Source organism: Nocardioides sp. dk884 (genome assembly GCF_009557055.1).
GTDB lineage: Bacteria > Actinomycetota > Actinomycetes > Propionibacteriales > Nocardioidaceae > Nocardioides.
The window spans coordinates 3,075,451-3,098,647 of record NZ_CP045649.1 but is presented as its reverse complement, the minus strand read 5'-3'; the positions used below and the strand labels follow the sequence as shown (position 1 = coordinate 3,098,647).

The following is a 23,197-nucleotide window of genomic DNA, read 5'->3' as shown; positions in this document are numbered from 1 at the left end:
CGGCCCGGAGCGCCACCACCCGGTGGGGGTGGCCTACGGTCGAGGAGTGCGCCACCCCGAGGACTACGTCGAGGCCGTGCTGTCGCTCGTCGAGCAGGTCCCGCCCGGCCGGGTCACGACGTACGGCGCGATCGCGGAGGCGCTCGGCAGGTTCGGCCCCCGCCGGGTCGGCGCGGTGATGGCCGAGCACGGCGCGGCGGTGCCGTGGTGGCGCGTGGTGCGCGCGGACGGCACCGTGCCCCCGGCGCTGGTGGACCGGGCGCGGGAGCACCACCTGGCCGAGGGCACGCCGTACCGCCCCTCCGGCGCCGTCGACCTGCGCATAGCCCGTTGGCCGGACCTAGACCCCGCGCCCCGCGGGCAGTAGGTCCCGCCGACTGCGCACCTCCGCCTCTGCCTGCGCAGACCCTGCGAGACGCATCGTGGAGTCATCAGAGAACGACAAGCCCGAGCAGAGCAGGAGGAGCAGCCATGAACATCCACACCCCGCACCGAGGTCAGCAGCACGGCACCACCTCGCTGCCGGCCCCGGACGTCGTCCACCCCGATCCGGTCGCCCCGGAGACGCCCAACGCCCGTGCCGCCCGCTACATCGGCGCCGTGCTCCGCATCAGCCTCGGCTGGGTCTTCCTGTGGGCCTTCGTGGACAAGCTGTTCGGCCTCGGCTTCGCCACCGAGCGCGACGCCTCGTGGATCAACGGCGGCAGCCCGACGGAGGGCTTCCTCTCCTTCGGCACCTCCGGCCCCTTCGCCGAGACGTTCCGGAGCCTCGCCGGACACACGATCGTCGACGTCGTGTTCATGGTCGGCCTCGCCGGCATCGGACTGGCCCTCATGCTCGGCATCGGTGTCCGCATCGCCGCCGTCTCCGGTGCGCTGATGATGGTCCTCATGTGGGCGGCCGCGCTGTGGCCGGCGAACAACCCCTTCATGGACGACCACCTCGTCTACGCCGGCCTGCTGGTGATGCTCGCCCTCCTCGACAGCGGACGCACCCTCGGTCTTGGCGGACTCTGGGCCCGCCAGCCGCTGGTGCAGCGCCAGCGCTGGCTGATCTGACGCCGTCCGCTCCGATCCGCAGCCGCAGCCCCCGGGACCCTCGTCCCGGGGGCTTTCGTCTGCGTGGGCGCTCAGCGGAACCGGCCGGCGTACTCCGCCACCCGGCGCAGGTCGGCGACGCGTTGCTCCCAGGTGATGCCGACGACGCTCAGCACCGTGCCGGCCGCGGCGATCAGGACCCACTGCGGCGGCGCGGCGGCGTACGGCGCCAGCTCGCGCAGCACCAGCAGCAGCCCGACGCCCGACCCGACGGCGAACGGCGCGTGCCAGCGCTTCCGCACCCCGCCCAGGACGAGCCCCAGGCAGGCGAGCCCGAGCAGGGCCGCGCGCACCGAGGCCGGGTCGCCGACCAGGACGATCAGCAGCGTCGGGACGGTGCCCAGCACCAGCCCGGGCAGGAGCACGCGGGCGGTCGGCAGGCTCGGGTCGCGGTGCAGTGCCCGCAGGCCGAGGAGCACCAGCACCACCGCGCTGGGCAGCGTGTAGGCCTCCGGCGTGCCGACCCCGGCGTCGGCCAGCCGCACCCAGGTCGCCGCGGCGAGCAGCACCCCGCCCACCGCGCTCAGCTCGCGCCGGGCGTGGATCAGGCCGACACCGGTGACCAGGGCGCCTGCCACGCTCAGGTGCACCGCGAGGGACCACGCCGCGTCGGGTGCGGCGAGCACACCGGCGGATGCGACAGGGAGCGCGAGCGCCGCGGCCGCCACCAGCAGGTCGAGGCGGGGCCGGGCCAGGGCGAGCAGCCCGAGGACCAGCAGCACCACCAGGCTCACCACGTGCAGCGGGCTGCCCGTGAGGTCGCCGAGCGCCAGCACCAGCAGACCGGCCGCCCACGGCAGGACCGCCGCGCCGGGGGCCCGGTCCTGGGCGGTGATGGTCCCGGTGAGCGCCACCAGGACCAGCAGCGCGCCGGCAGCCAGGGCGGCGCTCGGCAGGCCCACGAGGGCCGCGGCGGCCAGCACGGTGACGCCCGCGACCTGCCACGTCGTACGTGCCCGGCGTACGCCGAGCGCTCCGGCGATCAGGCCGGGCACGAGGAGGGCAACGACGACCGGCCACCGGGCGGTGCTCTCGAGCGCCACGGTGCCGGCACCCGCGAGGGCGAGGGCCAGGGGGCCGGGCCCGAGGGCACGGCGATCGCGCAGCGCCGGCGCAGCCGCGAGCGCGGCGAGACCGAGGCCCGCGACGGCCGGAACCAGCAGCGCGGGCGCCAGGGGGAGGGACACCGGCGGCATCGGGGCGGAGGCGGGCGAGCCGAAGAGGTTCACCTCGGCCAGGGACCGGGCGGCGGCCGCGGACAGGAGGGTCAGCGCCACCGAGGCGACCGGCAGGGCCGAGGCGACCGCTGCGGCCAGGGGCGCCGGCGCCCAGCGGCGGGGGACCCGGGTGAGCACGCCGCTCCAGACGAGCAGGGCGCCGAGTGCTGCGGTGCCGGCGGTGGAGGCGGGCTCGTCGACCACCGGCAGCGCGAGCACCGCGGTCAGCGTCAGGGCACTGGTCGCCGCGCACAGCTGCGCGAGCGAGCGGTGGCCCGGCACGGCCGCGATCCCCAGCAGCGGGAGGGCGGCGGTGAGGAGGAGGACGGGTCCCGTGGTGCTCGTCCAGAGCGCGCCGAGGGTCGGGTCGTCCAGGCCCCTGGCCGCGCCGGCGCCCAGGAGCGCGAGCCAGGCGGGGACCGCGGCCAGCGCGGCGGCGATCGTGAGCGGTGCCGCGCCGACGCGTCGGGCGCCGGCTGCCACGGCGAGGAGCAGGAGCACCGCGCCGAGCGCGACCGCGCGCACCGAGCCGGTCGCCGCCGCGGTCCCGAGGGCGCACACCAGGATCCCGACCGGTACCGCCAGCTGCGGGGCGACGAGCCGCGCGGGCGGGAGCAGCAGCACCAGCCCACCCGCGGCGAGCGCGGCGCCCGCGGTGGCGAGCGTCTGTGCGCCGGAGGCGCCGGGGGCGCCGGGCAGCCAGCCGGCAGCCGCCGCGCCGAGCACGTCGAGCGCGAGCAGGCCGAGGGCCACCACGCTCAGGGACTCACCGGCCACCCGCAGGCCGCGGTGCGCCGTCCAGGCGCCGGCCCCCGCGCTTCCCGCGGTCAGTGCGAGCAGCACGCCGGTGCGCCCGCCGACGCCGAGCCACGACCAGGCGACGGCCAGGAAGATCACCGCGGCCACCAGCAGGCACAACGCGCCGAGGGAGAGCAGCACCGCCGGCACGGAGGCGGCGCGGACGCCGGTGCGGCGCGGCGTACGAGGTTCACGGGCAGGTGCCGGGTACGCCGTCGCGCCCTCGAGGCGCGAGCCCGCCGCCACCGGGGTGGGGGCCGGTGCGGGGCTGCGGCGCAGCGTGACCAGCAGCGAGTCGGCCTGGCGCAGCGTGGCCTGGAGCTGTGCTGCGACCGGACCGGTGAGCGGCAGCGCGCACGCACCGCACCGCAGCGGCACCGGGCCGAGGGGCGCGGCGCAGTCCGGGCACGTCGTGGGGTCGTAGAAGCGAGGCATGGGGTCATGCCACCAGAGGAGGAGCGGCCGCGGGGAGCGTTCGAGTGCTCAGCCCGCCCTGGGTACGCGTACTCAGGCGGCCGGGCCGTGGTCGGGGTCTCTGCGGTCGGCGCGCCCGAGGGACGGACCAGATCGGCGGACCAGTGAGTAACCAGGAGACTGAGCGACGTGCTGTACCGCGCCCTCCACTCGATCGTCCCGCCCCTCGCCCGCGCGGTCTGGCGCCCGACGGTCCGGGGCCTGGAGAACGTCCCGCGCAGCGGCCCGGTGATCCTGGCCAGCAACCACCTGAGCTTCGTGGACTCCGTGGTGATCCCGGTGGTCGTGCCGCGCACCGTGGTGTTCCTGGCCAAGTCCGACTACTTCACCGGCACCGGCATCTCCGGCGCGATCAGCAGGGCCTGGTTCGAGGGGCTCGGCATGCTCCCGGTGGACCGCGACGACTCCCGCGCCGCCATCGCCAGCCTGGACACCGCGCTGGAGGTGCTCGGGCGCGGCGAGGCGTTCGGGATCTACCCCGAGGGCACCCGCTCGCGCGACGGTCGCCTCTACCGGGGGCGCACCGGCGTCGCCCACCTCGCGCTCACCGCCGGCTGCCCGATCGTCCCGGTCGGCCTGGTCGGCACCGAGCGGGTCCAGCCGGTCGGGGCGCGGCTGCCGCGGATCGTGCCGATCACCGTGGAGTTCGGCCCCCCGATCGAGGTGGCCGGCCGCTTCGACGGCATGCCCCTGGGCAAGGCCCGGCGTCAGGTCACCGACGAGGTGATGTCCGCCGTGCAGAAGCTCAGCGGGCAGGAGTACGCCGGGGTCTACAACGAGCGGACGCCCGAGGTCTGAGCCGTACGAGGTCGCCGTGGGTCGCGGGGCCGGTGGTCGAGCTCGTCGAGACTGGCCACGCCCAGACCGCGGCAGTGATCGATGCCGCACCGGCGGGGTGCAGGAGGATCTCACCATCGCCGCTCACACCGCCGGCTACACCGAGCTGGTCGAGCTCGCCGAACCCGCGCACCCCTGCGGGCGTAGGCGATCGAGGACACCGGCAGCTACGGCGCCCGCCAACTCAACCGTGCCCTTGCGCCGTCGCGATGACCCGCCAGAAGCGTCGAGGCGAGAGAGGCCTCGACGGTCGCGTGCTGGCGCTCGCTGCTCGACCAGCGGTGGTGGCCCGCCACCCGGTCGAGCGTGTCTAGACCTCACAACCCCGCAACCCCGTCGGTCGAACTCGTCGAGCAGGCGGTCCGAGATGCCTGAGATCTCGGTGGAGAAAGCCTTGTCCTCGAACGTGCGTTCGAGTAGAATGAGGCATGGCCGATTCCGAGCTCCCCGACTGCGACACCCCAGCCGCCGTGCTGGCGTTCGCACAGTCGCAGCGGGCTGCGGTGCAGCGGGCCGAGTTCCTGGTCTTGGAGGCCGCTCTGGCGTGGGCGGCGATGCACCCGGCCGAGTCGGTCTCGACGCAGACGCCGACCGTCGGGTGGATCTTCGGCGAGGTGGCGGTGCCCCTGGGTGGTGAGGGGACGCCGCTGGTGGCGGAGTTCGCGCCGATGGCGGCGCTGGGGATGTCGACCGATGCTGCCCGTGCGTTGATCGGGTCCGCGCTCGAGCTGGCGCACCGGCTGCCCCGGACGTGGAAGCAGATGCGTGCCGGCGAGGTCCCGGTCTGGAAGGGTCGCCGGATCGCGCAGCTGACGTTGAGTCTTCCGCCGGACGGTGCCGAGTTCGTGGACCGCCAGCTCGCCGGGACCGTCGGAAAGGTCGGCTGGGCCACCATCGAGCGGCTCGTCGACCAGGCCCGCGTCACCTTCGACCCCGAGGGTGCCGAGAAGCAGCGCCGCGAGGCCGCCGACGGACGCCGCTTCGACGTGCACACCGGCGAGGCGACCCATGACGGCACCGTGCGGGTGGAGGGCGAGCTCGACCTCGCCGATGCGCTCGATCTGGACACCGCGATCCGCCAGGGCGCGGAGGAGCTGGCTGCTCTGGGCGCGACGGAGTCGTTGGACGTCCGACGGTCGATGGCGGCCGGTGAGCTGGCCCGGCGTCAGCTCGCCCTGGACCTGATGGCCGAGGCGGGTGTGGGCGCCGCGTCGGTGGTGAAGCCCCGGCAGGTCGTCATCCACGTGCACCTGTCGCACGCCGCGATCTCCCGTGACGAGGCCGGCATCGCGACGGTCGAGGAGACCCGGTCGATCGTGTCGACCGAGCAGGTCCGCGACTGGTGCAGCGGTGATGCCCAGGTCGTCATCAAGCCGGTGATCGACCTCGAGGCCCATCACCACACCGACGCCTACGCGGTCCCGGACCGGCTCGTCGAGCAGACCGGTCTGGCCCAGCCGGTGTGCGCGTTCCCGTGGTGTGAACGCCCCGCTCGGCGCTGCGACACCGACCACGTCGTCGCCCACGGTGCGGACGGGCCGACCTGCAGCTGCAACCTCGCCCCGCTGTGTCGCCGACATCACCGGGCGAAGACCCACATGAGTTGGACCTACGACAAGACCGACGCCGCGACGTACCTCTGGCGGTCACCCCACGGGCTGCACCTGGTCAAGGACCGCGGCGAGACCCGGCTCGTCACCGCGCACCCGCCGGACGACTGAGGCGTCGGTCGCGCCTGTCGACACGGCGCTCGACCAACAGCGGGCTTGCTCGACCCAGGCGCGGCCACGTGACGCGCTTGGACGACCGCTGCCGTACGGCGCGGAGGGCGTCCAGCCGATCGCGCGTAGGGGCGATGGGGGGAACGGGACAGCGGTGCTGCGCAGTCGGCAGATGACTGCGCAGCACCGCTGTCCGGTGCGAGTCGGGAACGCGTCGCCGCGCACCCGGTGACGCACCACGCGCAGGGACAGCAGCGGGGCGGCGGGGTCGACGAGCTTGGCCTACGGCGCCGAGGCGAGCTGCCGCACGCTCATGCGCCGGCGGCGCGCTCGCGGGTGCGCTCCGCGAGACGGGCGAGCGCCTTCGGGAAGATCTCCTCGGGCGGGGTGACCAGGCCGGCGCCGACCTGGCCCACGCCCGCGACTTTGCCGGCCATGCCGGTGTTGATCTGCGGCAGGATGCCGGTGCGGCAGACGCGGGTCACGTCGATGCCGGTCGGGGTGCCCTGGAAGTCCAGGACGGGCACCGACCAGCGCGGGTTCTCCGCGAGGGCGATCTCGTGCATGCGCCGGGTGGTGGCGAGGGCGTCGGGCACGGTGCCGCCGACGAGGCGGACGATCGCGGGGGCCGTGGCCATCGCGAAGCCGCCGATGCCCGCGGTCTCGGTGATCGCGGAGTCGCCGATGTCGGGGTTGGCGTCGTCCGGGCCGTAGTCGCCGAGGAAGAGCCCGTCGGCGAGCTGGGCGGGACCGGTGAACCACTCATCGCCGGTGCCGGCGGTCTGGATGCCGAAGTCGGTGCCGTTGCGCGCCATCGCCACGACCATCGTCGAGCCCTCGATGCCGCGGGCCGCGTCGAGCGCGAGCTTGCAGGCGGGCATCGCGAGGTTGAGGAAGAAGTGGTCGTTGCCGCCGATGAAGCGCAGGCCCTCGGCGACGTCGGCGGGGCTGAGGCCGCCCCGCTCGCTCTCCAGCACCATCACGGGGGCGAGGTCGCGCAGCAGCATCAGGGTGCCGGCCCGGTTGCGGTTGTGCGCCTCGTCGCCCATCTGCAGCATCTGGGTGAGGATGCCGGTCACGTCCACGGGACCGGCGGAGTCGCGCACCGCGCGCACCGAGCCCTGCAGCAGCGGGCCCAGCACGTCACGCATCCAGCGCAGCCGCTCGAGCACGTCGGGGGAGTAGGCGCCGTAGCGCAGCACCTTGCCCAGGCCCTCGTTGAGCGAGCAGTGGGTACGCCGCCCGGTCTCGACGTCCTCGAGGACGAACATCCACATGCTCGGGGTGACCACGCCGGCCATCGGGCCGACGGTGCCGCGGTGGTGGCACGGCTCGAGCGAGACCGACGAGCCGGCCTCGAAGAGCGCCGCGGCGTCCTCGGGGTCCTCGACCAGGCCCTCGAAGGCGGCGCCGCCGAGCAGCGCGCCGCGCAGCGGTCCGGACGCGCGGTCCCAGGTGATCGGCGGGCCGGCGTGCAGGAACTGCCCCGGCTCCAGGCCCAGCGCCTCGGAGGCGGGGACGACGTCGACGAGGCGAGCCGTCACGCCGTGGTACGCCGCGACCGCGCGAGCGTTGGCGTCACGGCGCAGCGGGTCGGCGGCGACGGTGGCCAGGTCGGCCTCGGTGCCGGACAGCGGCGGGCGCCAGTCGACCCGGGCGACGTCGATCGCCTGGCTGGCGACGGCGTCGGCGAGCAGGTCGGCGCCGACGTTGACGACGGAGGACACGGGGGCGGTGGGGGTGCTCATGCGCGGGCCTCCAGCAGCTCGAGGGCGCGGCGGGTCGCGCCGGCGTTGGACAGGTGGACCTCGGCGCCGGCCTCGGCCAGCAGCCGGACCTGGCGTTCGAGGTCCTGGGGGTCGGCACCGGTGCCGACCACCGTCACCAGCACCGGGGCGGCGACGGCGGCGAGGGCGGGGGCGAGCGAGCCGGCCGGGTCGTCCTCGGCGCCGTGGCCGAGCACGACGTCGAGCAGGACGACGCCGGTGCGCGGGTCGGCGCCGACCCGGGCGAGGTGCTCCAGACGCAGGGTCGGGTCGATCATCGGGTGCGCGCGCCCGGTGGTGAGCTCGTCGTCGCCGAAGTCGACGACGGCGTGGCTGTCGCCGGCCAGGGCGGCAGGCGCGCTGGTGACCTCCCCGAGGGCCTCGGCGGCGATCAGGCGGGCCTCGCCGGCCAGCGTGCCGCCGGCGAACAGCCCGCGCAGCAGCGGGCCGGTGGCGGCGGGGGCGCTGCCCCACACCGGCCAGGACGGGACCGGTACGCCGAGCCGGGTGAGCACCCGCTCCGCGGCGGCGGTGAGGTCGGGCTGTCCGGCGCCGAGCAGCGCGAGCTCCACGGGGGTGTCGAGCGCCGCGGCGTACTGCTCCAGGTCGGCGGCCACGGAGGCGGCCGGGGGCTTGGAGACCACGACGACGAGCTCCACGTCGGGGTCGGCGTCGAGGCGGCGCAGTCCCTCGCGGGTGGCCAGGCCGCCGACCTCGGCGGACAGGTCGCGACCGCCGACCCCGAGCGCCGAGGTGACCCCGACGCCCGCGTGGTCGAGCAGCGAGAGCAGCTGCTGGCACCCGGTGCCCGAGGCGGCGACGAGGCCCACCGGGCCGGGCTGCACGACGTTGGCGAAGCCCAGACCGACACCACCGACGACGGCGGTGCCGCAGTCCGGGCCCATCACGAGCAGGCCCCGCTCGGCGGCGATGCGCTTGAGCGCGACCTCCTGCTCGACCGGGACGTTGTCGCTGAAGATCATCACGTCGCGCCCGGCGTCGAGGGCGTCCATGGCCTCGACCAGCGCGTGCTGGCCGGGCACCGAGATCAGGGCGACCGCGCCCTCCTCGGCGTCGCGCAGGGCGGTGGCGGTGGTGCGGTGCGGGGCGACCTCGGCGCTGCCGGTCGATCGCTTGCTCGCCGCGCGCAGCGCCTCGTCGACCGCGGCGAGGGCGCCGGCGAGCGCGTCCTCGTCCTCGAGGTGGACGGCGACCACCATGTCGTTGGGCCCGGCGGCGTCCGGCACCGCGAACCCCATCGAGGTCAGCACCTCGATGTTGAGCGGCGTGGCCATCGCGACCTGGGCCGCGCGGACCCCGGCGACCCCCTGGACGGCGCGGCTGACCTGGAGCAGGGCGACGGAGTCGGCGTACGCACCCGAGCGCAGCTCGACGTGGGACGTGCCGGTGCCGGGACCGGTCGGGGAACTGACGGCTGTGCTCATGCAGCGACCTCCGCCCGGATGCCGAGGGCGGTCAGCGCGCGCCGGGCGCCGCGCAGCAGACCGAGGCCGGAGGTGTGGCCGATGGAAGCAAGGGTGGCGGCGGCCGCGGGCTCCCGGGCGGTGCCCAGGGAGCGCAGCCAGGCCGCGAACTCCGCGAGCACCTCGCCGCGCACGGCGCAGTCGAGGAGGGTCGCGGAGAGCAGGGTGGTGCGGTGCGCGAGCGCGCGGACCGCGTGGTCGACGTCGGGGGTGGCGATGCCGGCCGCCCGGTGGGCGCCGAGCCAGCCGCACAGCACGTCGTCGCCGTACGGCGTGAGGCCGTCGCCCACGCCGACCAGCGCCGCGACCTCCGCGTGTGACAGCGGCGCGGGCCCGTCAGCTGGTACGCCGGGGAGGCGGGGGACCCGGACGTCGCGGATCCGGCCGATGCGCAGCGCGACGTCGTCGAGGTGCAGCACCCCGCCGCGGATCTCGGCGCGCGCGGCGCGGGGGACGACGTCCCCGGCCACCTGGAGCGCGCACGGAACCGCGGTCGCGGTCGCGGCGACGACGCCGAGGCAGTGCCCCTGCACCTCGACGTACACGGCCTGCGAGCCGCGGTGCACGACCGCGACCGCGCCGTCGGGCTGGGCCGCGAGGGTGTCGCGGACGCGTGCCGGCGCGCTCGCCGCGATCACGGCGCAGGCCGTGGCGGACGAGGGGGAGAGAGGCACGTCCTCGACGCTAGTGGCGGGGCCGGTGGGGCAGAATGTGAGGATCTGCCAAGGATCGGGCTAGGGGAGTGCACATCTTGATAGACCATCACCGTGAGGACAGTGCCATCGCGGCGCTCGCCCGCGTCGACGCGCTCCACGCCGCGCTGACCCAGATCGTGCTCGAGGGCGGCGACCTGCGTGGCATCGCCGCGGAGGTGGCCCGGGTGCTGGGGGTCGGCGTGCTGGTGACCTCCAGCGACGGCCGCGAGCGGGCCGGCGCGATGCCCGACGACCAGCGGGCGCTGCTCGTCGCCGAGGACCTCGTCGACGACACCGGCCGGCTGCGGGTGGAGCGGATAGGCACCTCCGGCTCCCCGGCGGGCGCCGGCGAGGTGCGCTCGCTGCGCGTCGCGGCGAGCGGGGTCGACCTGGCCCGGCTGGTCTGCCTGCGCCCGGACGCCCCGATCGACTCCGACGACATCCACGCCCTGGAGCGGGCGGCCGCGGTGGCGGCGCTGCTGATCACCCGCGAGCAGGCGGTGACCGCCGTGGAGAACAAGTACCAGGGCGACTTCCTGCGCGACCTGTTCCTCCGCCGCGCGGGCGATGAGGACTACGTGGCCGAGCACGCCGAGACCTTCGGGTGGGAGCTGCGCCGACCCGTGGTCGTGGTTGTCGCGGAGATCGACCCGCTCGGCCCGGACGAGCCGCCGGTGTCGCGCGCGAGCCAGCGCTCCTGGCAGGAGCGCTTCGCCGCCGCTTGGAGCCAGGTGACCCGCAGCCTGGATCCCGGCATCCCGTGCGTGGACTTCACCTCCGAGGTGGTCGCGCTGCTGCCGGTCGAGCTCGGCCCGAACCCGACGGCGGAGGGCTACCCCGGTGAGGACGTCGTACGACGCACCATCACCGCGGTCACCGGGGACCGCGGCGGCGGGCGCCGGCCGTTCTCGGTCGGGGTGAGCCGGGTGGCCGCGAGCGTGGACGCTCTGCCGGAGGCCTACGCGCAGGCGCGGCGCGCCGTGGAGATCGGCCACCGGGTGCACGGCGGTGCCTCGACGACCTTCTTCGACCAGCTCGGGCTGCACCGGCTGATCGCGCTCGTGCCCGACCCCGCCGAGCTGCACGCGTTCACCCGCGACGTGCTGGGCCCGCTCGCCGAGGCGACGCCCGAGGCGGCCGACCTGCGCGAGACCCTCCAGGTGCTCATCGACACCAACTTCAACGTGGCCGAGGCCGCGCGCACGCAGTTCTTCCACTACAACACGATGCGCTACCGGGTCTCCAAGCTGGAGCGCCTGCTCGGGCCACTCTCCTCCGACCCACACCTGCGCCTCGATGTCGCGGTGGCGCTGCGCGTGCTGGAGATCACTGCCTGACCTCGCCTCGGCTCGCCGAGAAATCTGCGCAGGCGCGCCAGCCAATCTTTGCCAGCGAATCCGCATTCCGTTAGGCGAGTGTCGCCGTCGATGGTGTGTCCTGGACCTCATTACGTTGGCAGTCCTCGGGGCCAAGCCGCCACGAAGAGATGAGGGACAGCGATGTCGATGTTCAAGTGGGAGCTCGTCGATCCCGGGCCCGGTGAGGCGGTCGCGCCGCACCAGCGCCTCGCCTGGGGCAAGACCGTGGGCCTGGGCGCCCAGCACGTCGTCGCGATGTTCGGGGCGACGTTCGTCTTCCCGATCGTGATGGGCCTCAACGCCAACCTCGCGATCATGATGAGCGGCATCGCGACCATCTGCTTCCTGCTGATCGTCAAGGGCAAGGTCCCCAGCTATCTGGGCACGTCCGCCGCGTTCGTCGGCGGCGCGACCGCGATCTACTCCTACTCCGGCGAGGGCGGCCCCGGTGGCCCCGCCGACGTGACCGGGGCGATCCTGGTCGCCGGTGTGGTGCTCGCGCTGGTCGGCCTGGTCATCCACTTCCTGGGCGCGGACGCCGTCAATGCTGTCCTGCCGCCGGTCGTCACCGGTGCCGTGGTGATGCTGATCGGGTTCAACCTGGCGCCGGTCGCCACCCAGAACTACATGCCCGCCGACCCCTGGGCCGCGATCATCACGATGGCCGCCGTCATCTTGATGGCCGTCGGCCTGCGCGGCTTCTTCGGCCGGGTGGCCATCTTCCTGGGCCTGATCTTCGGCTACCTCCTCTCCTGGGTCTTCGACCTGGTGTTCGGCAAGACCTCGCTGCCGCTGCCCGGCGACCCTGACCCGGGTCCGCACTGGCGCGTCGACTGGACGGCCGTCAAGGAGTCCGCCTGGTTCGGGTTCCCCGGACGCACCGAGGACGGGCTGGTCGGCAACCAGAACCTCGCCGACAACCTGGGCGCCGTCGGCTGGCACACGCCCGCCTTCTCGTTCACCTTCGTGCTGCTGGTGCTGCCGGCCGTGATCGCCCTCGTCGCCGAGAACGTCGGCCACGTCAAGGCGGTCTCGGAGATGACCGGGGCCGACCTCGACCCGGTCATGGGCCGCGCGGTCGGCGCGGACGGCGTCGCGACCGTCATCGCCACCTCCGTCGGTGGCTCGCCGACCACCACCTACGCCGAGAACATCGGCGTCATGGCCGCCACCCGCGTCTACTCGACGGCCGCCTACTTCGTCGCCGCGCTGGTCGCGATCCTGCTCGGTCTGGTGCCGAAGTTCGGGGAGATCGTCAACGCGACCCCGCCGGCCGTCCTCGGCGGCATCACCCTGGTCCTCTACGGGATGATCGGCCTGCTCGGTGCCAAGATCTGGCGGGAGAACGGCGTCAACTTCGCCAACCCGGTCAACCTGGTGCCGATCGGCGCTGGAATCATCCTCGCGATCGGCGAGGCACAGCTGAAGTTCACCGACGACTTCGTCCTCACCGGCATCGCCCTCGGCACCCTGGTGGTCGTCCTCGGCTACCACGTGGCCCGCCTCGTGGCGCCGTCGGACCGTGACGACGGCGCGGTGATCACCGTGGGGCGTCCCGGCACCAACGTCGAGGACCACGCGGCACCCCACCACCACGACCACAAGCACTGATCGCTGCCGAAGGAAACCGTGAAGCCTGCTCCGTTCGCCTACCACCGACCGACCACCCTCGCCGAGGCTCTGGAGACTCTCGCCGGCGAGAGCTACGCGAAGGTACTCGCGGGCGGACAGAGCCTGGTGCCGCTGCTCTCGATGCGGATCGCGGCACCGCACGCCCTGGTCGACATCACCGCGATCCCCGGCCTCGACACCATCGAGGTGTCCGAGGCCGGGGTCCGCGTCGGGGCGCTGGTACGCCACGCCGACCTGCTGGCCCACCCCGACGTACGACGGGTGCAGCCGCTGGTCCCCGAGGCGCTCGCCCACGTCGCCCACGCCACGATCCGCAACCGCGGCACCACCGTCGGCTCGATCGTCCACGCCGACGCCGCCGCCGAGATGCCGGTGGTGCTGAGTCTGCTCGGCGGCTCGGTCGAGGCGGCGTCGACCGGGGGCACCCGCACGATCCCGGCCGAGGAGCTGTTCCTCGGCCCGATGGAGTCCGCGCTGCGGCCCGACGAGATCGCGACCTCCGCGTTCTTCCCCGCCCTGCCCGCCGGGGCGGGGGTGGCCTTCGAGGAGATCTCGCGGCGCCAGGGCGACTACGCCCTGGCCGGCGTCGCCGCGGTCGTGCACGGCGAGAGCGTGCGCGCGGGCTTCGTGTCGGTGAGCGACGTCCCCACGGTCGTCGACCTCACCGGCGTTCCTGACGACGAGCTGGGCGAGGCCGCACTGGCGCACCTCGACCCGGCCGAAGACATCCACGCCACCGCCGGCTACCGCGCGCAGCTCGTGCGCACCCTGGTCCGGCGCGTGGTCACCAAGGCTCGGGAGGCTGCGGCATGAGCGAGGAACTGCACCGGATCAGGTTGAGCGTCAACGGGGTGACCCGGGAGGTGGAGCTGCCCGCGCGGCGGCTGCTCTCCGACGCGCTGCGCCACGACCTCGGCCTCACCGGCACCCACGTCGGCTGCGAGCACGGCGTCTGCGGGGCGTGCACGGTGCTCGTCGACGGCCAGCCCGTGCGGGCCTGCCTGATGTTCGCGGTCTCCGCGGTCGACACCGAGATCACCACCGTCGAGGGCCTGACCCGCGAGGACGGCTCGCTCGGGCCGGTCCAGCAGGCGTTCGCTGAGTGCCACGGGCTGCAGTGCGGCTTCTGCACGCCGGGGTTCCTCACCACCGTCACCGCCTGCCTGCGCGAGAACCCCCACCCCTCGCACGACGAGGCCCGCGAGATGGTCGCCGGCAACCTGTGCCGCTGCACCGGCTACCAGAACATCGTCAAGGCCGTCGAGCGCGCCGCCGAGCTCGCCGACCCCCAGCATCCCGACGGCCAGCGTCCCGTCGGCCAGCAGCCCGACGCGCCCGTGGAGGTCCAGCGGTGACCACCAAGCTGATGGGTCAGAAGGTCCAGCGCACCGAGGACCAGCGCTTCCTGCGCGGCCAGGGCCGCTACGTCGACGACGTGCACGCCGACCCCAGCACGCTGCACGCCGCGGTGCTGCGCAGCCCGCACGCCCACGCCCGCATCCTCGACATCGACATGAGCGACGTCCTCGACGTCGAGGGCGTGCACGTCGTCTGGACCTACGAGGACCTCGGCCCGCTCTCCCCGGAGATGGCCGAGCCACTGCCGCTGCTGATCCCGCACCCCGACCTCACCCAGGGCCGCACCCAGTACGCCCTGGCACGCGATGAGGTGAACTACGTCGGCGAGGCCGTCGCGTTCGTCGTCGCCGAGGACCGCTACATCGCCGAGGACGCGCTGGACAAGATCAAGGTGACCTGGGAGGTGCTGCCGGCCGTCGTCGGCATCGAGGCCTCCCGCGCCGCCGAGCACCTGGTCCACGACGACGTACCCGGCAACGTCGGCGCGCGCAGCGAGCAGAACACCGGCGACGTCGCGGCCGCGCTGGCCCGCGCGCCGCACCGCCTCCACCTCGAGCTCGACATCGAGCGCAGCGCCTGCACGCCGCTGGAGGGTCGGGGCACCGTCGCGCGCTGGGACGCCGACACCAACCGCCTGCAGGTGTGGACCTCGACGCAGACCTCGACCGGCGTGCGCGCCGCGGTCGCGGTCAAGCTCGGTCTCGACCTGGGCCAGGTCGACGTGATCACCCCCGACGTCGGCGGCGGCTTCGGCGTCAAGGTGATGCACCCCTGGCCCGAGGAGCTCCTCGTCCCGCTCGCGGCCCGCCTGCTGGGGCGCACCGTGAAGTTCACCGAGGACCGCCGCGAGCACTTCATCTCCTCGGCCCACGAGCGCGGCCAGGTGCAGCACATCGACGTCGGCTTCGACGACGACGGGCGCATCATCGGCCTCGACGTGATGTTCTGGCACGACCACGGCGCCTACACGCCGTACGGCCTGATCGTCCCGATCATCACCTCGACCCAGCTGCTCGGGCCCTACAAGCCCGAGGTGTACCGGGTCGTCTTCGAGTCGATCTACACCAACACCGTGATCGTCACGCCGTACCGCGGCGCCGGCCGCCCGCAGGGCTGCTTCGCGATGGAGCGCACGATGGACAAGATCGCGGCGTACCTGGGCAAGGACCGCACCGAGGTGCGCGCCGCCAACTTCATCCAGCCCGACGAGTTCCCCTTCGACCAGGGCCTGATCTTCCAGGACGGCCGCGAGCTGGAGTACGACTCCGGCGACTACCCCGCCTCGCTGGTCAAGCTCAAGAAGCTGATCGGCTGGGAGGAGTTCCCGGCCCTGCGCGAGAAGATGGCCGCCGAGGGGCGCACCGTCGGCATCGGCCTGGCCTGCTACGTCGAGGGCACCGGCGTCGGTCCCTACGAGGGCGCCCACGTGCACATCGAGACCAGCGGCAAGGTCAAGGTCGCCACCGGCCTGACCACCCAGGGCCAGGGCCACGCCACGGTGTTCGCCCAGCTGGTCGCCGACGAGCTCGGCGTGCGCTTCGAGGACGTCGAGGTGGTCACCGGCGACACCCGCCGGATGCCGTACGCCGTGGGCACCTTCGCCTCCCGCGCCGCGGTGATGAGCGGCTCGGCGATCCACCTCGCGGCCAAGCGCGCCAAGGAGAAGGCGCTGCGGATCGCCGCGGACGCCCTCGAGGTCGACGAGGCCGACCTGGAGATCGTGGACGGCGTCGTTCAGGTCAAGGGCTCGCCCGGCACCCGCATGGACCTCGGCACCGTCGCGGTGCTGTCGAACCCGCTGCGCTACGCCTTCGACGAGGCGTCCAAGGCCGCGACCCAGTTCGCGGTCGGCGACCCCGGCAAGCCGCCGGTGGCCGAGGACGACGAGCCCGGCCTGGAGGGCAAGGACTTCTACAGCCCGCAGCGCGCGACGTTCGCCTCCGGCATGCACGCCGCGATCGTGGAGACCGACCCGGACACCGCCGAGGTCACGATCCTCAAGTACGCCGTGGTCCACGACTGTGGCCACCTGATCAACCCGATGATCGTCGAGGGACAGATCCACGGCGGGGTGGCGCAGGGCATCGGGGGAGCGCTCTACGAGCGGATGGCCTACGACCCCTCCGGGCAGCTGCTCAACGCCTCCTTCATGGACTTCTTGATGCCCTACGTCACCGAGATCCCCGACGGCATCGACATCGACCACCTCGAGACGCCGAGCCCGCTCAACCCGCTCGGCATCAAGGGCGCGGGCGAAGCCGGGGTCATCCCGGTCAGCGCGGTCGTGGCGGCCGCGATCGAGGACGCCGAGGGCTTCCCGATCACCGCCATGCCCATCTCGCCCTCCGACCTCCACACCCTGCGTCAGGAGCACACCCCGTGAAGATCGCCGGTTCCAACGTCATCGCCGCACCCGTAGAGAAGGTGTGGGACTCCCTGCTCGACCCGGCGGTGCTGGTCGCCACCATCCCGGGCTGCGAGCGGCTCGAGGCCACCGGTGAGAACGCCTACGACATGACCGTCAGCGCCGGCGTCGGCGCGATCAAGGGCACCTACACCGGCACCTGCCGGCTCTCCGACCTCGAGCAGCACCAGTCGCTCACCATGCACCTGCGCGGCGCCGGGGCGCCCGGCACCGTGGACGCCGCGGTCGCCGTACGCTTCGCCGCCGTCGACGGCGGCACCGAGGTCGCCTACGAGGCCGACGCGACCGTCGGCGGCATGGTCGGCGGCGTCGGCCAGCGGATGCTGACCAGCGTCTCCAAGCGGATGGCGGCGGAGTTCTTCGGCAACGTCGAGAAGGCCATCACCTCCGGCCTGCCCGCCGCGGCCCCGGCAGCCGTCCCGGCCGCTGCGGCTCCCGCCGAGCCGGGCGCCCCCGCGCCGGCGGCGCCCGCGGCCCAGCCCGGCGTCTTCACCGCCCCGGCCAAGGCGGCAGCCTCCGGGTCCACCGAGGAGTTCGTGAAGGGCATCGGCGTCGGTGCCGGCCTGGTGCTCGTCGGCGTGGTCGCCGGGGCACTGCTCGGACGGCGCCGGTGAGCGATCCGGTGAGCGCGCCCGTGCCCGACCTCAGCGTCGACTCGCCCGCCCGCGACATGCTGGCCGCGGTGCGCGCGCGCCGCATCTCCGCGCGCGAGCTGCTCGACCTGCACCTGGACCGGATCGCCGAGCGCAACCCCGAGATCAACGCGATCGTCTCGCTGGACCCCGACCGCGCCCGCGCGGCGGCGGCCGAGGCCGACCAGGCGCTGGCCGCGGGGGCGGAGGTCGGCCCGCTGCACGGGCTGCCGTTCGCGGTCAAGGACACCCATGCGGTCGGCGGCTGGCGCACGACGTACGGCTCGCCGCTCTTCGCCGACCACGTGCCGGAGGCCGACGAGCTGATCGTCGAGCGGGTACGCCGCGCCGGCGTCGTGCTGATCGGCAAGACCAACGTGCCGGAGTTCGCCGCCGGCTCGCACACGTTCAACCGGGTCTTCGGCGTCACCCGCAACCCGCACGACCCCGGCCGCTCGGCCGGCGGGTCGAGCGGGGGAGCGGCGGCGGCGCTGGCCTCCGGGATGGTGCCGCTCGCCGACGGCTCCGACATGGGCGGCTCGCTGCGCAACCCCGCGTCGTTCTGCGGGGTCGTGGGGCTGCGGCCCTGCACCGGCCGGGTGCCGGAGTGGCCGCTGTACAACCAGTGGGAGTCCACCTCGACCGGCGGGCCGATGGCGCGCGACGTGCGCGACCTCGCGCTCCTGCTGGGGGTGCTGGCCGGGCCGGACCCGCGCGCGCCGCTGGCGCTGCGCGAGCCGGGGTCGCTCTTCGCCGAGCCGCTGGCGGGCAGCCTGGCCGGCCTGCGGGTCGCGCTCTCGGTGGACCTGGGCGGCGCCTTCGAGGTCGACCACGAGGTGGCCCGGGTGGTGCGCGAGTCCGCGGCGGTGTGGACCGCCGGCGGTGCGCACGTCGAGGACGCGCACCCCGACCTGCGCGAGGCCGACGACACCTTCCGCACCCTGCGCGCCTGGCACTTCCAGGCCAAGCTCGGCCCGCTGCTGGCCGCGCACCCCGGCGAGCTCAAGGAGTCGCTGGCCGCCAACATCGAGGCCGGAGCGCCGCTCAGCGGGGCCGACGTGGCCCGGGCCTACACCCAGCGCACCACGCTCGCGGAGCGGATGAGGCTGTTCTTCGAGCGCCACGACGTGCTGGTGCTGCCGGTCTCGCAGGTGCCGCCGTTCCCGGTCGACCAGGAGTTCCCGACCGACATCAACGGACGCCCCCAGGAGACCTACCTGGACTGGATGCGCTCGGCGTACTTCATCACCGTCACCGGCTGCCCGGCGATCTCGCTGCCCGCGGGCCGCACCGCCGACGGGCTCCCGGTCGGCATCCAGGTGGTCGCCCCGCACGGCGGCGAGCGCCGCCTGCTCGAGATCGCCGCCGCCTTCGAGGACCGGGTCCGCGAGCGGGGCTGACCCGGCCCCCGGCGAGATAGTCCGCCACACCAGTGTCGTGTTTCGCGCGATTCACGACACTGGTGTGGCGGACTATTGCTGTCTCTGGGAAACCCCGCTCCACCGCTAGGCAGGATCTGCCCGAGAATCGCCGATCCGTGGGCAAGGTATGACATGGCTCAGGGCGTGCTGCACGGGCTTGAATCGACCCATGCCCGACGCGACGACCCCAGCGCAGCGCCGGATCCGGATCGGCATCGACACCGGTGGCACGTTCACCGATGTCGTGGCTCTCGATGAGGACTCCGGCGACCTGGTCACCACCAAGACCCCGTCCACCCCCAGCAACCCCGCCGATGGCTTCATGGCCGGCATCGAGAAGGTCCTCGGCCTGCTCGGGCTGCCCCAGGGCCAGGGCGACGCCATCGCGGCCGTCAGCCACGGCACCACCGTCGCCACGAACCAGCTCCTCGAGGGCAAGGTCGACCGGCTCGGCTTCATCACCAACACCGGCTACGAGGCGATGCTCGAGATCGCCCGCCAGTCCGTGCCCGACGGCTACGGCAACTCCTACTTCTGGGTCAAGCCCGACCGCATCGTGCCCCGCGACCTGGTCCAGGGCGTCGAGGGCCGCCTCGACTTCACCGGCGAGGAGGTGCGCCCCTTCGACACCGAGGGCGCGCGCCGCGTGGCCCGCTGGTTCCGCGACCGGGGCATCAACACCCTCGGCGTGTGCTTCCTGCACGCCTACGCCAACCCCGAGCACGAGGAGCGCATGCGCCAGGTGCTGGCCGAGGAGCACCCCGACGCGGTGGTCTCGGTCAGCAGCGAGGTGCTGCGCGAGTACCGCGAGTACGAGCGGGCGATGACCACCCTGGTCGACGCCGCCGTCAAGCCGCGGCTCTCGGCGTACGTCAACAACATCGCCCAGCGCCTGAACTCCTACGCCGGCGAGCGCCCGGTGCCGTTCTACGTGATGAAGTCCAACGGCGGCGTGCTCTCCGCGGCCGAGGTCGTGCACCAGCCGATCACCACCGTGCTCTCCGGCCCGGCGGCCGGCGCCCTCGGTGCGGCCCTGATCGCCCAGGTCGCCGGCTACGACAAGGTCCTGACCAGCGACGGCGGCGGCACCTCCACCGACGTCTCGGTCGTCATCGGCGGCGAGCCGACGCTGACCACCGAGGGCTCGGTCGGCGCGTTCCCCTCCAAGATCCCGATGATCGACGTGGTCACGGTCGGTGCCGGCGGCGGCTCGATCGCCTGGCTCTCGCCCGAGGGCACCCTCAAGGTCGGCCCGCACTCGGCCGGCGCCGACCCGGGCCCGCTGTGCTACGGCAAGGGCGGCACCGAGGTCACGATCACCGACGCCCACGTCTTCCTGGGCCGGATCCCCCCGCACCTGCTCGGCGGTGAGATCCCGCTCGACGTCGACGCGGCCCGCGCCGGCATCGAGACCCTCGCCAAGGAGCTCGGCCTCACCCCCGAGGCCTGCGCCACGGGCATCCTCGAGATCTCCGCGTGGAACCAGGCCAACGCGCTGCGTCAGGTCACCGTCAAGCGGGGCCTCGACGTGCGCGACTTCGCGCTGGTCACCTTCGGTGGCTCCGGCTCGCTGCTGCTGTGCCGCCTGATGGACGTGCTCGGCATCCCGACCGTCCTGGTCCCGCCGAACCCGGGCAACGTCTCGGCGTTCGGCCTGCTCACCGTGGACGTCAAGAACGACTACGTGCAGACCCACGTCCGCCTCGCCGAGGCGCTCGAGCCGGCCACCGTCACCGGCGTGTACGACGAGCTCAGCGGCCAGGCCGCCGTGGCGCTCGAGGGCGAGGGCTTCGGCCCCGAGGTGCGCTCGTTCGTGCGCACCGCCGACCTGCGCTACTTCGGCCAGGCCTTCGAGGTGCGGGTCCCGGTCCCCGAGGGCGACCTCGACGCCGCCGCGCTCCAGCAGGTCGCCGACGCCTTCCACGCCGAGCACCGTGCGCTCTACGGCTACGACTTCTCCACCGACCCCAGCCAGCAGGTGGAGTGGGTCAACCTGCGCGTCTCGGGCATCGGCCCGATCAAGCGCCCGGAGATCGCCCGCCACCCGCTCGGCGACGGCGGCCCCGGCGCGGAGCGCAGCCGCCGCGCGGTCTGCTTCGAGGCCGAGACCGGCCACGTCGACACCCCGGTGCTGTGGCGCCCCGACCTGGCCCCCGGCACCGTGGTCCAGGGCCCGGCGATCATCGAGGAGTTCGGCTCCACCGTGCCGCTGCACCCGGGCTTCTCGGCCCGCGTCGACGAGCACCTCAACATCATCGTCACGAGGGAGAGCAACTGATGTGCACCTGCAACGTCGGCGTGACCGCCACGCCTGACGCGCCCGTGCCGAACGAGGGCGGGAGCCGCCGCGCGCCCACCCAGTTCCCCTTCGGCCCGCTCACCGCGGACTCCGGCGCCAGCGCCGACCCGGTACTCGTCGAGATCGTCCAGGGCTCCCTGGCCGCGGTCGAGATGGAGGTCGAGACCGCCATCGGGCGCACCTCGCGCAGCCCGATGATCCGCGACGCCCACGACTTCCGCGCCGGCATCCACGACCGCAAGCTGCGCAAGCTCACCGGACGCTCCTACTCCGCGCTCGTGCACCCGATCGCCCGGGACTTCCCGATCGAGGAGATGCGCGAGGGCGACGTCTTCTTCCACAACGACGTCTACCTCTCCGAGGGCGGCATCGGCCACCTGCCCGACCTCTGCGTCACCGTGCCGGTCTTCGCCGGCCCCGAGGGCGAGCGGCGGGTCGTCGCGTTCGTGCAGGCCTTCGGCCACCACGACGACATCGGCGGCGCGGTCCCCGGCTCGATGCCGTCCGCGGCCACCAGCGTCTTCGAGGAGGGCCTCGCGGTCCCGCCGATCCGGCTGTGGGACGCCGGCGTGCCCAACCGGGCGGCGCTCAGCATCATGACCCGCAACTCGCGGATGCCGGACTCGCTGGCCGCCGACCTGGACGCCGAGTGCTCGGCGTGCCTGATGGGCGCGCGCCGCCTGGGCGAGCTCTTCGACCGCTACGGCATCGAGACCGTGGAGTCCTGCTTCGACGCGATCATCGAGCGCACCACCGCGACGTACCGCCGCGAGATCCTCTCCAAGATCCCGGTCGGCTCGTGGGTCTGGGAGGACTACGCCGAGCACGACGGCGTCGAGGAGCCGCAGCTGCACACCCAGCGGATCACGCTGACGCGCACCGCGGCCGACGACCCCGACGGCGAGCGGCTGATCATCGACTTCGACGGCACCGGTCCGCAGGCGAAGGGCCCGATCAACCACTGCGGCGACTACAGCGACGGCGTCTTCCTCAAGAAGTGGCTGGCGCCGATCCTGCGCAACCTCGCCGACACCCCCGAGCGGATGGCCGAGCTCGACGTCAACGAGGGCATCGTGCCGCTCATCGAGATGCGCTTCCCGCCGCCGGGCACGCTGCTCACGCCGGTCTTCCCGGCGCCGACCAACGCCCGCACGTTCGTGATCCTGCGGCTGCTCGGCGTGCTGGCCGGCGTGGTCGCCAAGGCCGTCGACGGCAAGATGCCGGCCGACCAGGAGACCATCCGCTACACCGGCGTGTACGGCGAGGACCTCGACGGCCGCCCGTACCTCATGCGCGAGGTGCTCGGCGGCGGCTCCGGCGGTCGCTACTACGCCGACGGCGAGGACACCATCCACGTCGTCCCGGACAGCCGCAACCTGCCCAGCGAGTTCACCGAGGCCCGCTTCCCGTTCCGTGTCGAGGCGCTGACCCTCGCCGTGGACTCCGGCGGCGCCGGCAAGTTCCGCGGCGGCCTGGGCTATGAGAAGCACATCCGGATGCTCAAGGACGCCCACTTCATGTCCATCGCGGACCGCTCGATCCTGGCCTGCTGGGGCGTGAAGGGCGGCAAGGCGGGACGGCCCTTCGAGGTCACCATCGACCCGGGCGGCCCGAACGAGCGCGAGGTCGACGCCCTCGCCGACGCCGAGGAGATCAAGGCCGGCGAGGTGGTCCGGATCCGGACCACCGGCGGTGGCGGGTGGGGCGACCCGCTCGAGCGCGACCCCGAGCTCGTGGTGCGCGACGTGGTGTGGCGCAAGGTCTCCGAGCACGCCGCGCTCGGTGACTACGGCGTGGTGCTCACCGGCTCGCTGGAGGACGACACGCTGTCCTACGACGCCGCGGCCACCGCGGCCGAGCGCGCCGCGCGGGCGTCCGAGCAGGGCGCGGAGGAGCCGTTCTTCGACCGCGGGCCGGGCTACGCCCACCTCGCGTCCGGGGCGCAGTTCGCCGCCGTGGACCTCGTCTGAGGCCAGGGCCG

At 73.8% G+C, this 23,197-nt stretch carries 17 protein-coding genes; 13 read left to right on the top strand and 4 right to left on the bottom strand.

The genetic code is table 11. The annotated features are described in order from the left end of the window. Window positions 1–46 precede the first annotated feature (46 nt). Both GFH29_RS14890 and GFH29_RS14885 read left to right on the top strand, forming a co-directional pair. Entirely contained in the window at window positions 47–367 is a 321-nt protein-coding gene (locus GFH29_RS14890; protein WP_153324589.1) for an MGMT family protein, read from the top strand. 104 nt (window positions 368–471) lie between these two features. Beyond that, on the top strand, window positions 472–1,059 hold the full coding sequence (locus GFH29_RS14885; RefSeq protein ID WP_153324588.1) for a DoxX family protein: 588 nt from the start codon (window positions 472–474) through the stop codon (window positions 1,057–1,059). Window positions 1,060–1,130: 71 nt separating this feature from the next. Here the strand turns inward: GFH29_RS14885 and GFH29_RS14880 are convergent, their stop codons facing one another. After that, window positions 1,131–3,548, bottom strand: coding sequence for an SCO7613 C-terminal domain-containing membrane protein (locus GFH29_RS14880; protein WP_153324587.1), 2,418 nt, complete (start codon window positions 3,546–3,548; stop codon window positions 1,131–1,133). A 168-nt stretch (window positions 3,549–3,716) separates the two neighbouring features. Here GFH29_RS14880 and GFH29_RS14875 point away from each other — a divergent pair, with 168 nt between their 5' ends. Then, a complete protein-coding gene (locus GFH29_RS14875) occupies window positions 3,717–4,385 on the top strand; it encodes a lysophospholipid acyltransferase family protein (protein ID WP_194289556.1) in 669 nt (222 codons plus the stop codon). Window positions 4,386–4,852: 467 nt separating this feature from the next. Then, entirely contained in the window at window positions 4,853–6,145 is a 1,293-nt protein-coding gene (locus GFH29_RS14870) for an HNH endonuclease signature motif containing protein (RefSeq protein ID WP_153324586.1), read from the top strand. Window positions 6,146–6,456: 311 nt separating this feature from the next. Here the strand turns inward: GFH29_RS14870 and GFH29_RS14865 are convergent, their stop codons facing one another. Genes GFH29_RS14865 through GFH29_RS14855 form a run of 3 tightly spaced genes read right to left on the bottom strand, consistent with a single transcriptional unit; the run spans window position 6,457 to window position 10,069 of the window. Continuing rightward, window positions 6,457–7,893 (bottom strand): DUF1116 domain-containing protein, encoded by a 1,437-nt coding sequence (locus GFH29_RS14865; RefSeq protein ID WP_153324585.1) that lies wholly within the window; start codon window positions 7,891–7,893, stop codon window positions 6,457–6,459. Further along, window positions 7,890–9,356 (bottom strand): FdrA family protein, encoded by a 1,467-nt coding sequence (locus tag GFH29_RS14860; protein ID WP_153324584.1) that lies wholly within the window; start codon window positions 9,354–9,356, stop codon window positions 7,890–7,892. The genes GFH29_RS14865 and GFH29_RS14860 overlap by 4 nt, the downstream gene beginning before the upstream one ends. After that, on the bottom strand, window positions 9,353–10,069 hold the full coding sequence (locus GFH29_RS14855; protein ID WP_153337332.1) for a DUF2877 domain-containing protein: 717 nt from the start codon (window positions 10,067–10,069) through the stop codon (window positions 9,353–9,355). The genes GFH29_RS14860 and GFH29_RS14855 overlap by 4 nt, the downstream gene beginning before the upstream one ends. 68 nt (window positions 10,070–10,137) lie before the next feature. Between GFH29_RS14855 and GFH29_RS14850 the strand changes: the two genes are divergently transcribed. From GFH29_RS14850 to GFH29_RS14810, 9 genes are all read left to right on the top strand, one after another. After that, window positions 10,138–11,427, top strand: a complete 1,290-nt coding sequence (locus GFH29_RS14850) for a PucR family transcriptional regulator (RefSeq protein ID WP_153324582.1) — start codon at window positions 10,138–10,140, stop codon at window positions 11,425–11,427. A 162-nt stretch (window positions 11,428–11,589) separates the two neighbouring features. After that, window positions 11,590–13,059: a uracil-xanthine permease family protein gene (locus GFH29_RS14845; protein WP_153324581.1), complete on the top strand. Its 1,470-nt coding sequence runs from the start codon at window positions 11,590–11,592 to the stop codon at window positions 13,057–13,059. 18 nt (window positions 13,060–13,077) lie between these two features. Further along, window positions 13,078–13,893, top strand: a complete 816-nt coding sequence (locus GFH29_RS14840) for an FAD binding domain-containing protein (protein WP_153324580.1) — start codon at window positions 13,078–13,080, stop codon at window positions 13,891–13,893. After that, window positions 13,890–14,435 carry a (2Fe-2S)-binding protein gene (locus tag GFH29_RS14835; RefSeq protein WP_153324579.1) on the top strand — a complete coding sequence of 182 codons (546 nt, stop codon included), beginning with the start codon at window positions 13,890–13,892 and terminating at the stop codon, window positions 14,433–14,435. The genes GFH29_RS14840 and GFH29_RS14835 overlap by 4 nt, the downstream gene beginning before the upstream one ends. Further along, on the top strand, window positions 14,432–16,822 hold the full coding sequence (gene cutA / locus GFH29_RS14830; RefSeq protein WP_153324578.1) for an aerobic carbon-monoxide dehydrogenase large subunit: 2,391 nt from the start codon (window positions 14,432–14,434) through the stop codon (window positions 16,820–16,822). Before GFH29_RS14835 ends, cutA begins: the two co-directional genes overlap by 4 nt. Then, entirely contained in the window at window positions 16,819–17,478 is a 660-nt protein-coding gene (locus GFH29_RS14825) for an SRPBCC family protein (protein WP_153324577.1), read from the top strand. The genes cutA and GFH29_RS14825 overlap by 4 nt, the downstream gene beginning before the upstream one ends. An 8-nt stretch (window positions 17,479–17,486) precedes the next feature. Continuing rightward, window positions 17,487–18,896: an amidase gene (locus tag GFH29_RS14820; RefSeq protein ID WP_228387519.1), complete on the top strand. Its 1,410-nt coding sequence runs from the start codon at window positions 17,487–17,489 to the stop codon at window positions 18,894–18,896. Between the two features lie 190 nt (window positions 18,897–19,086). After that, window positions 19,087–21,195, top strand: coding sequence for a hydantoinase/oxoprolinase family protein (locus tag GFH29_RS14815; RefSeq protein ID WP_153324576.1), 2,109 nt, complete (start codon window positions 19,087–19,089; stop codon window positions 21,193–21,195). A gap of 20 nt (window positions 21,196–21,215) precedes the next feature. Further along, window positions 21,216–23,186, top strand: a complete 1,971-nt coding sequence (locus GFH29_RS14810; protein WP_228387518.1) for a hydantoinase B/oxoprolinase family protein — start codon at window positions 21,216–21,218, stop codon at window positions 23,184–23,186. Window positions 23,187–23,197 lie beyond the last annotated feature (11 nt).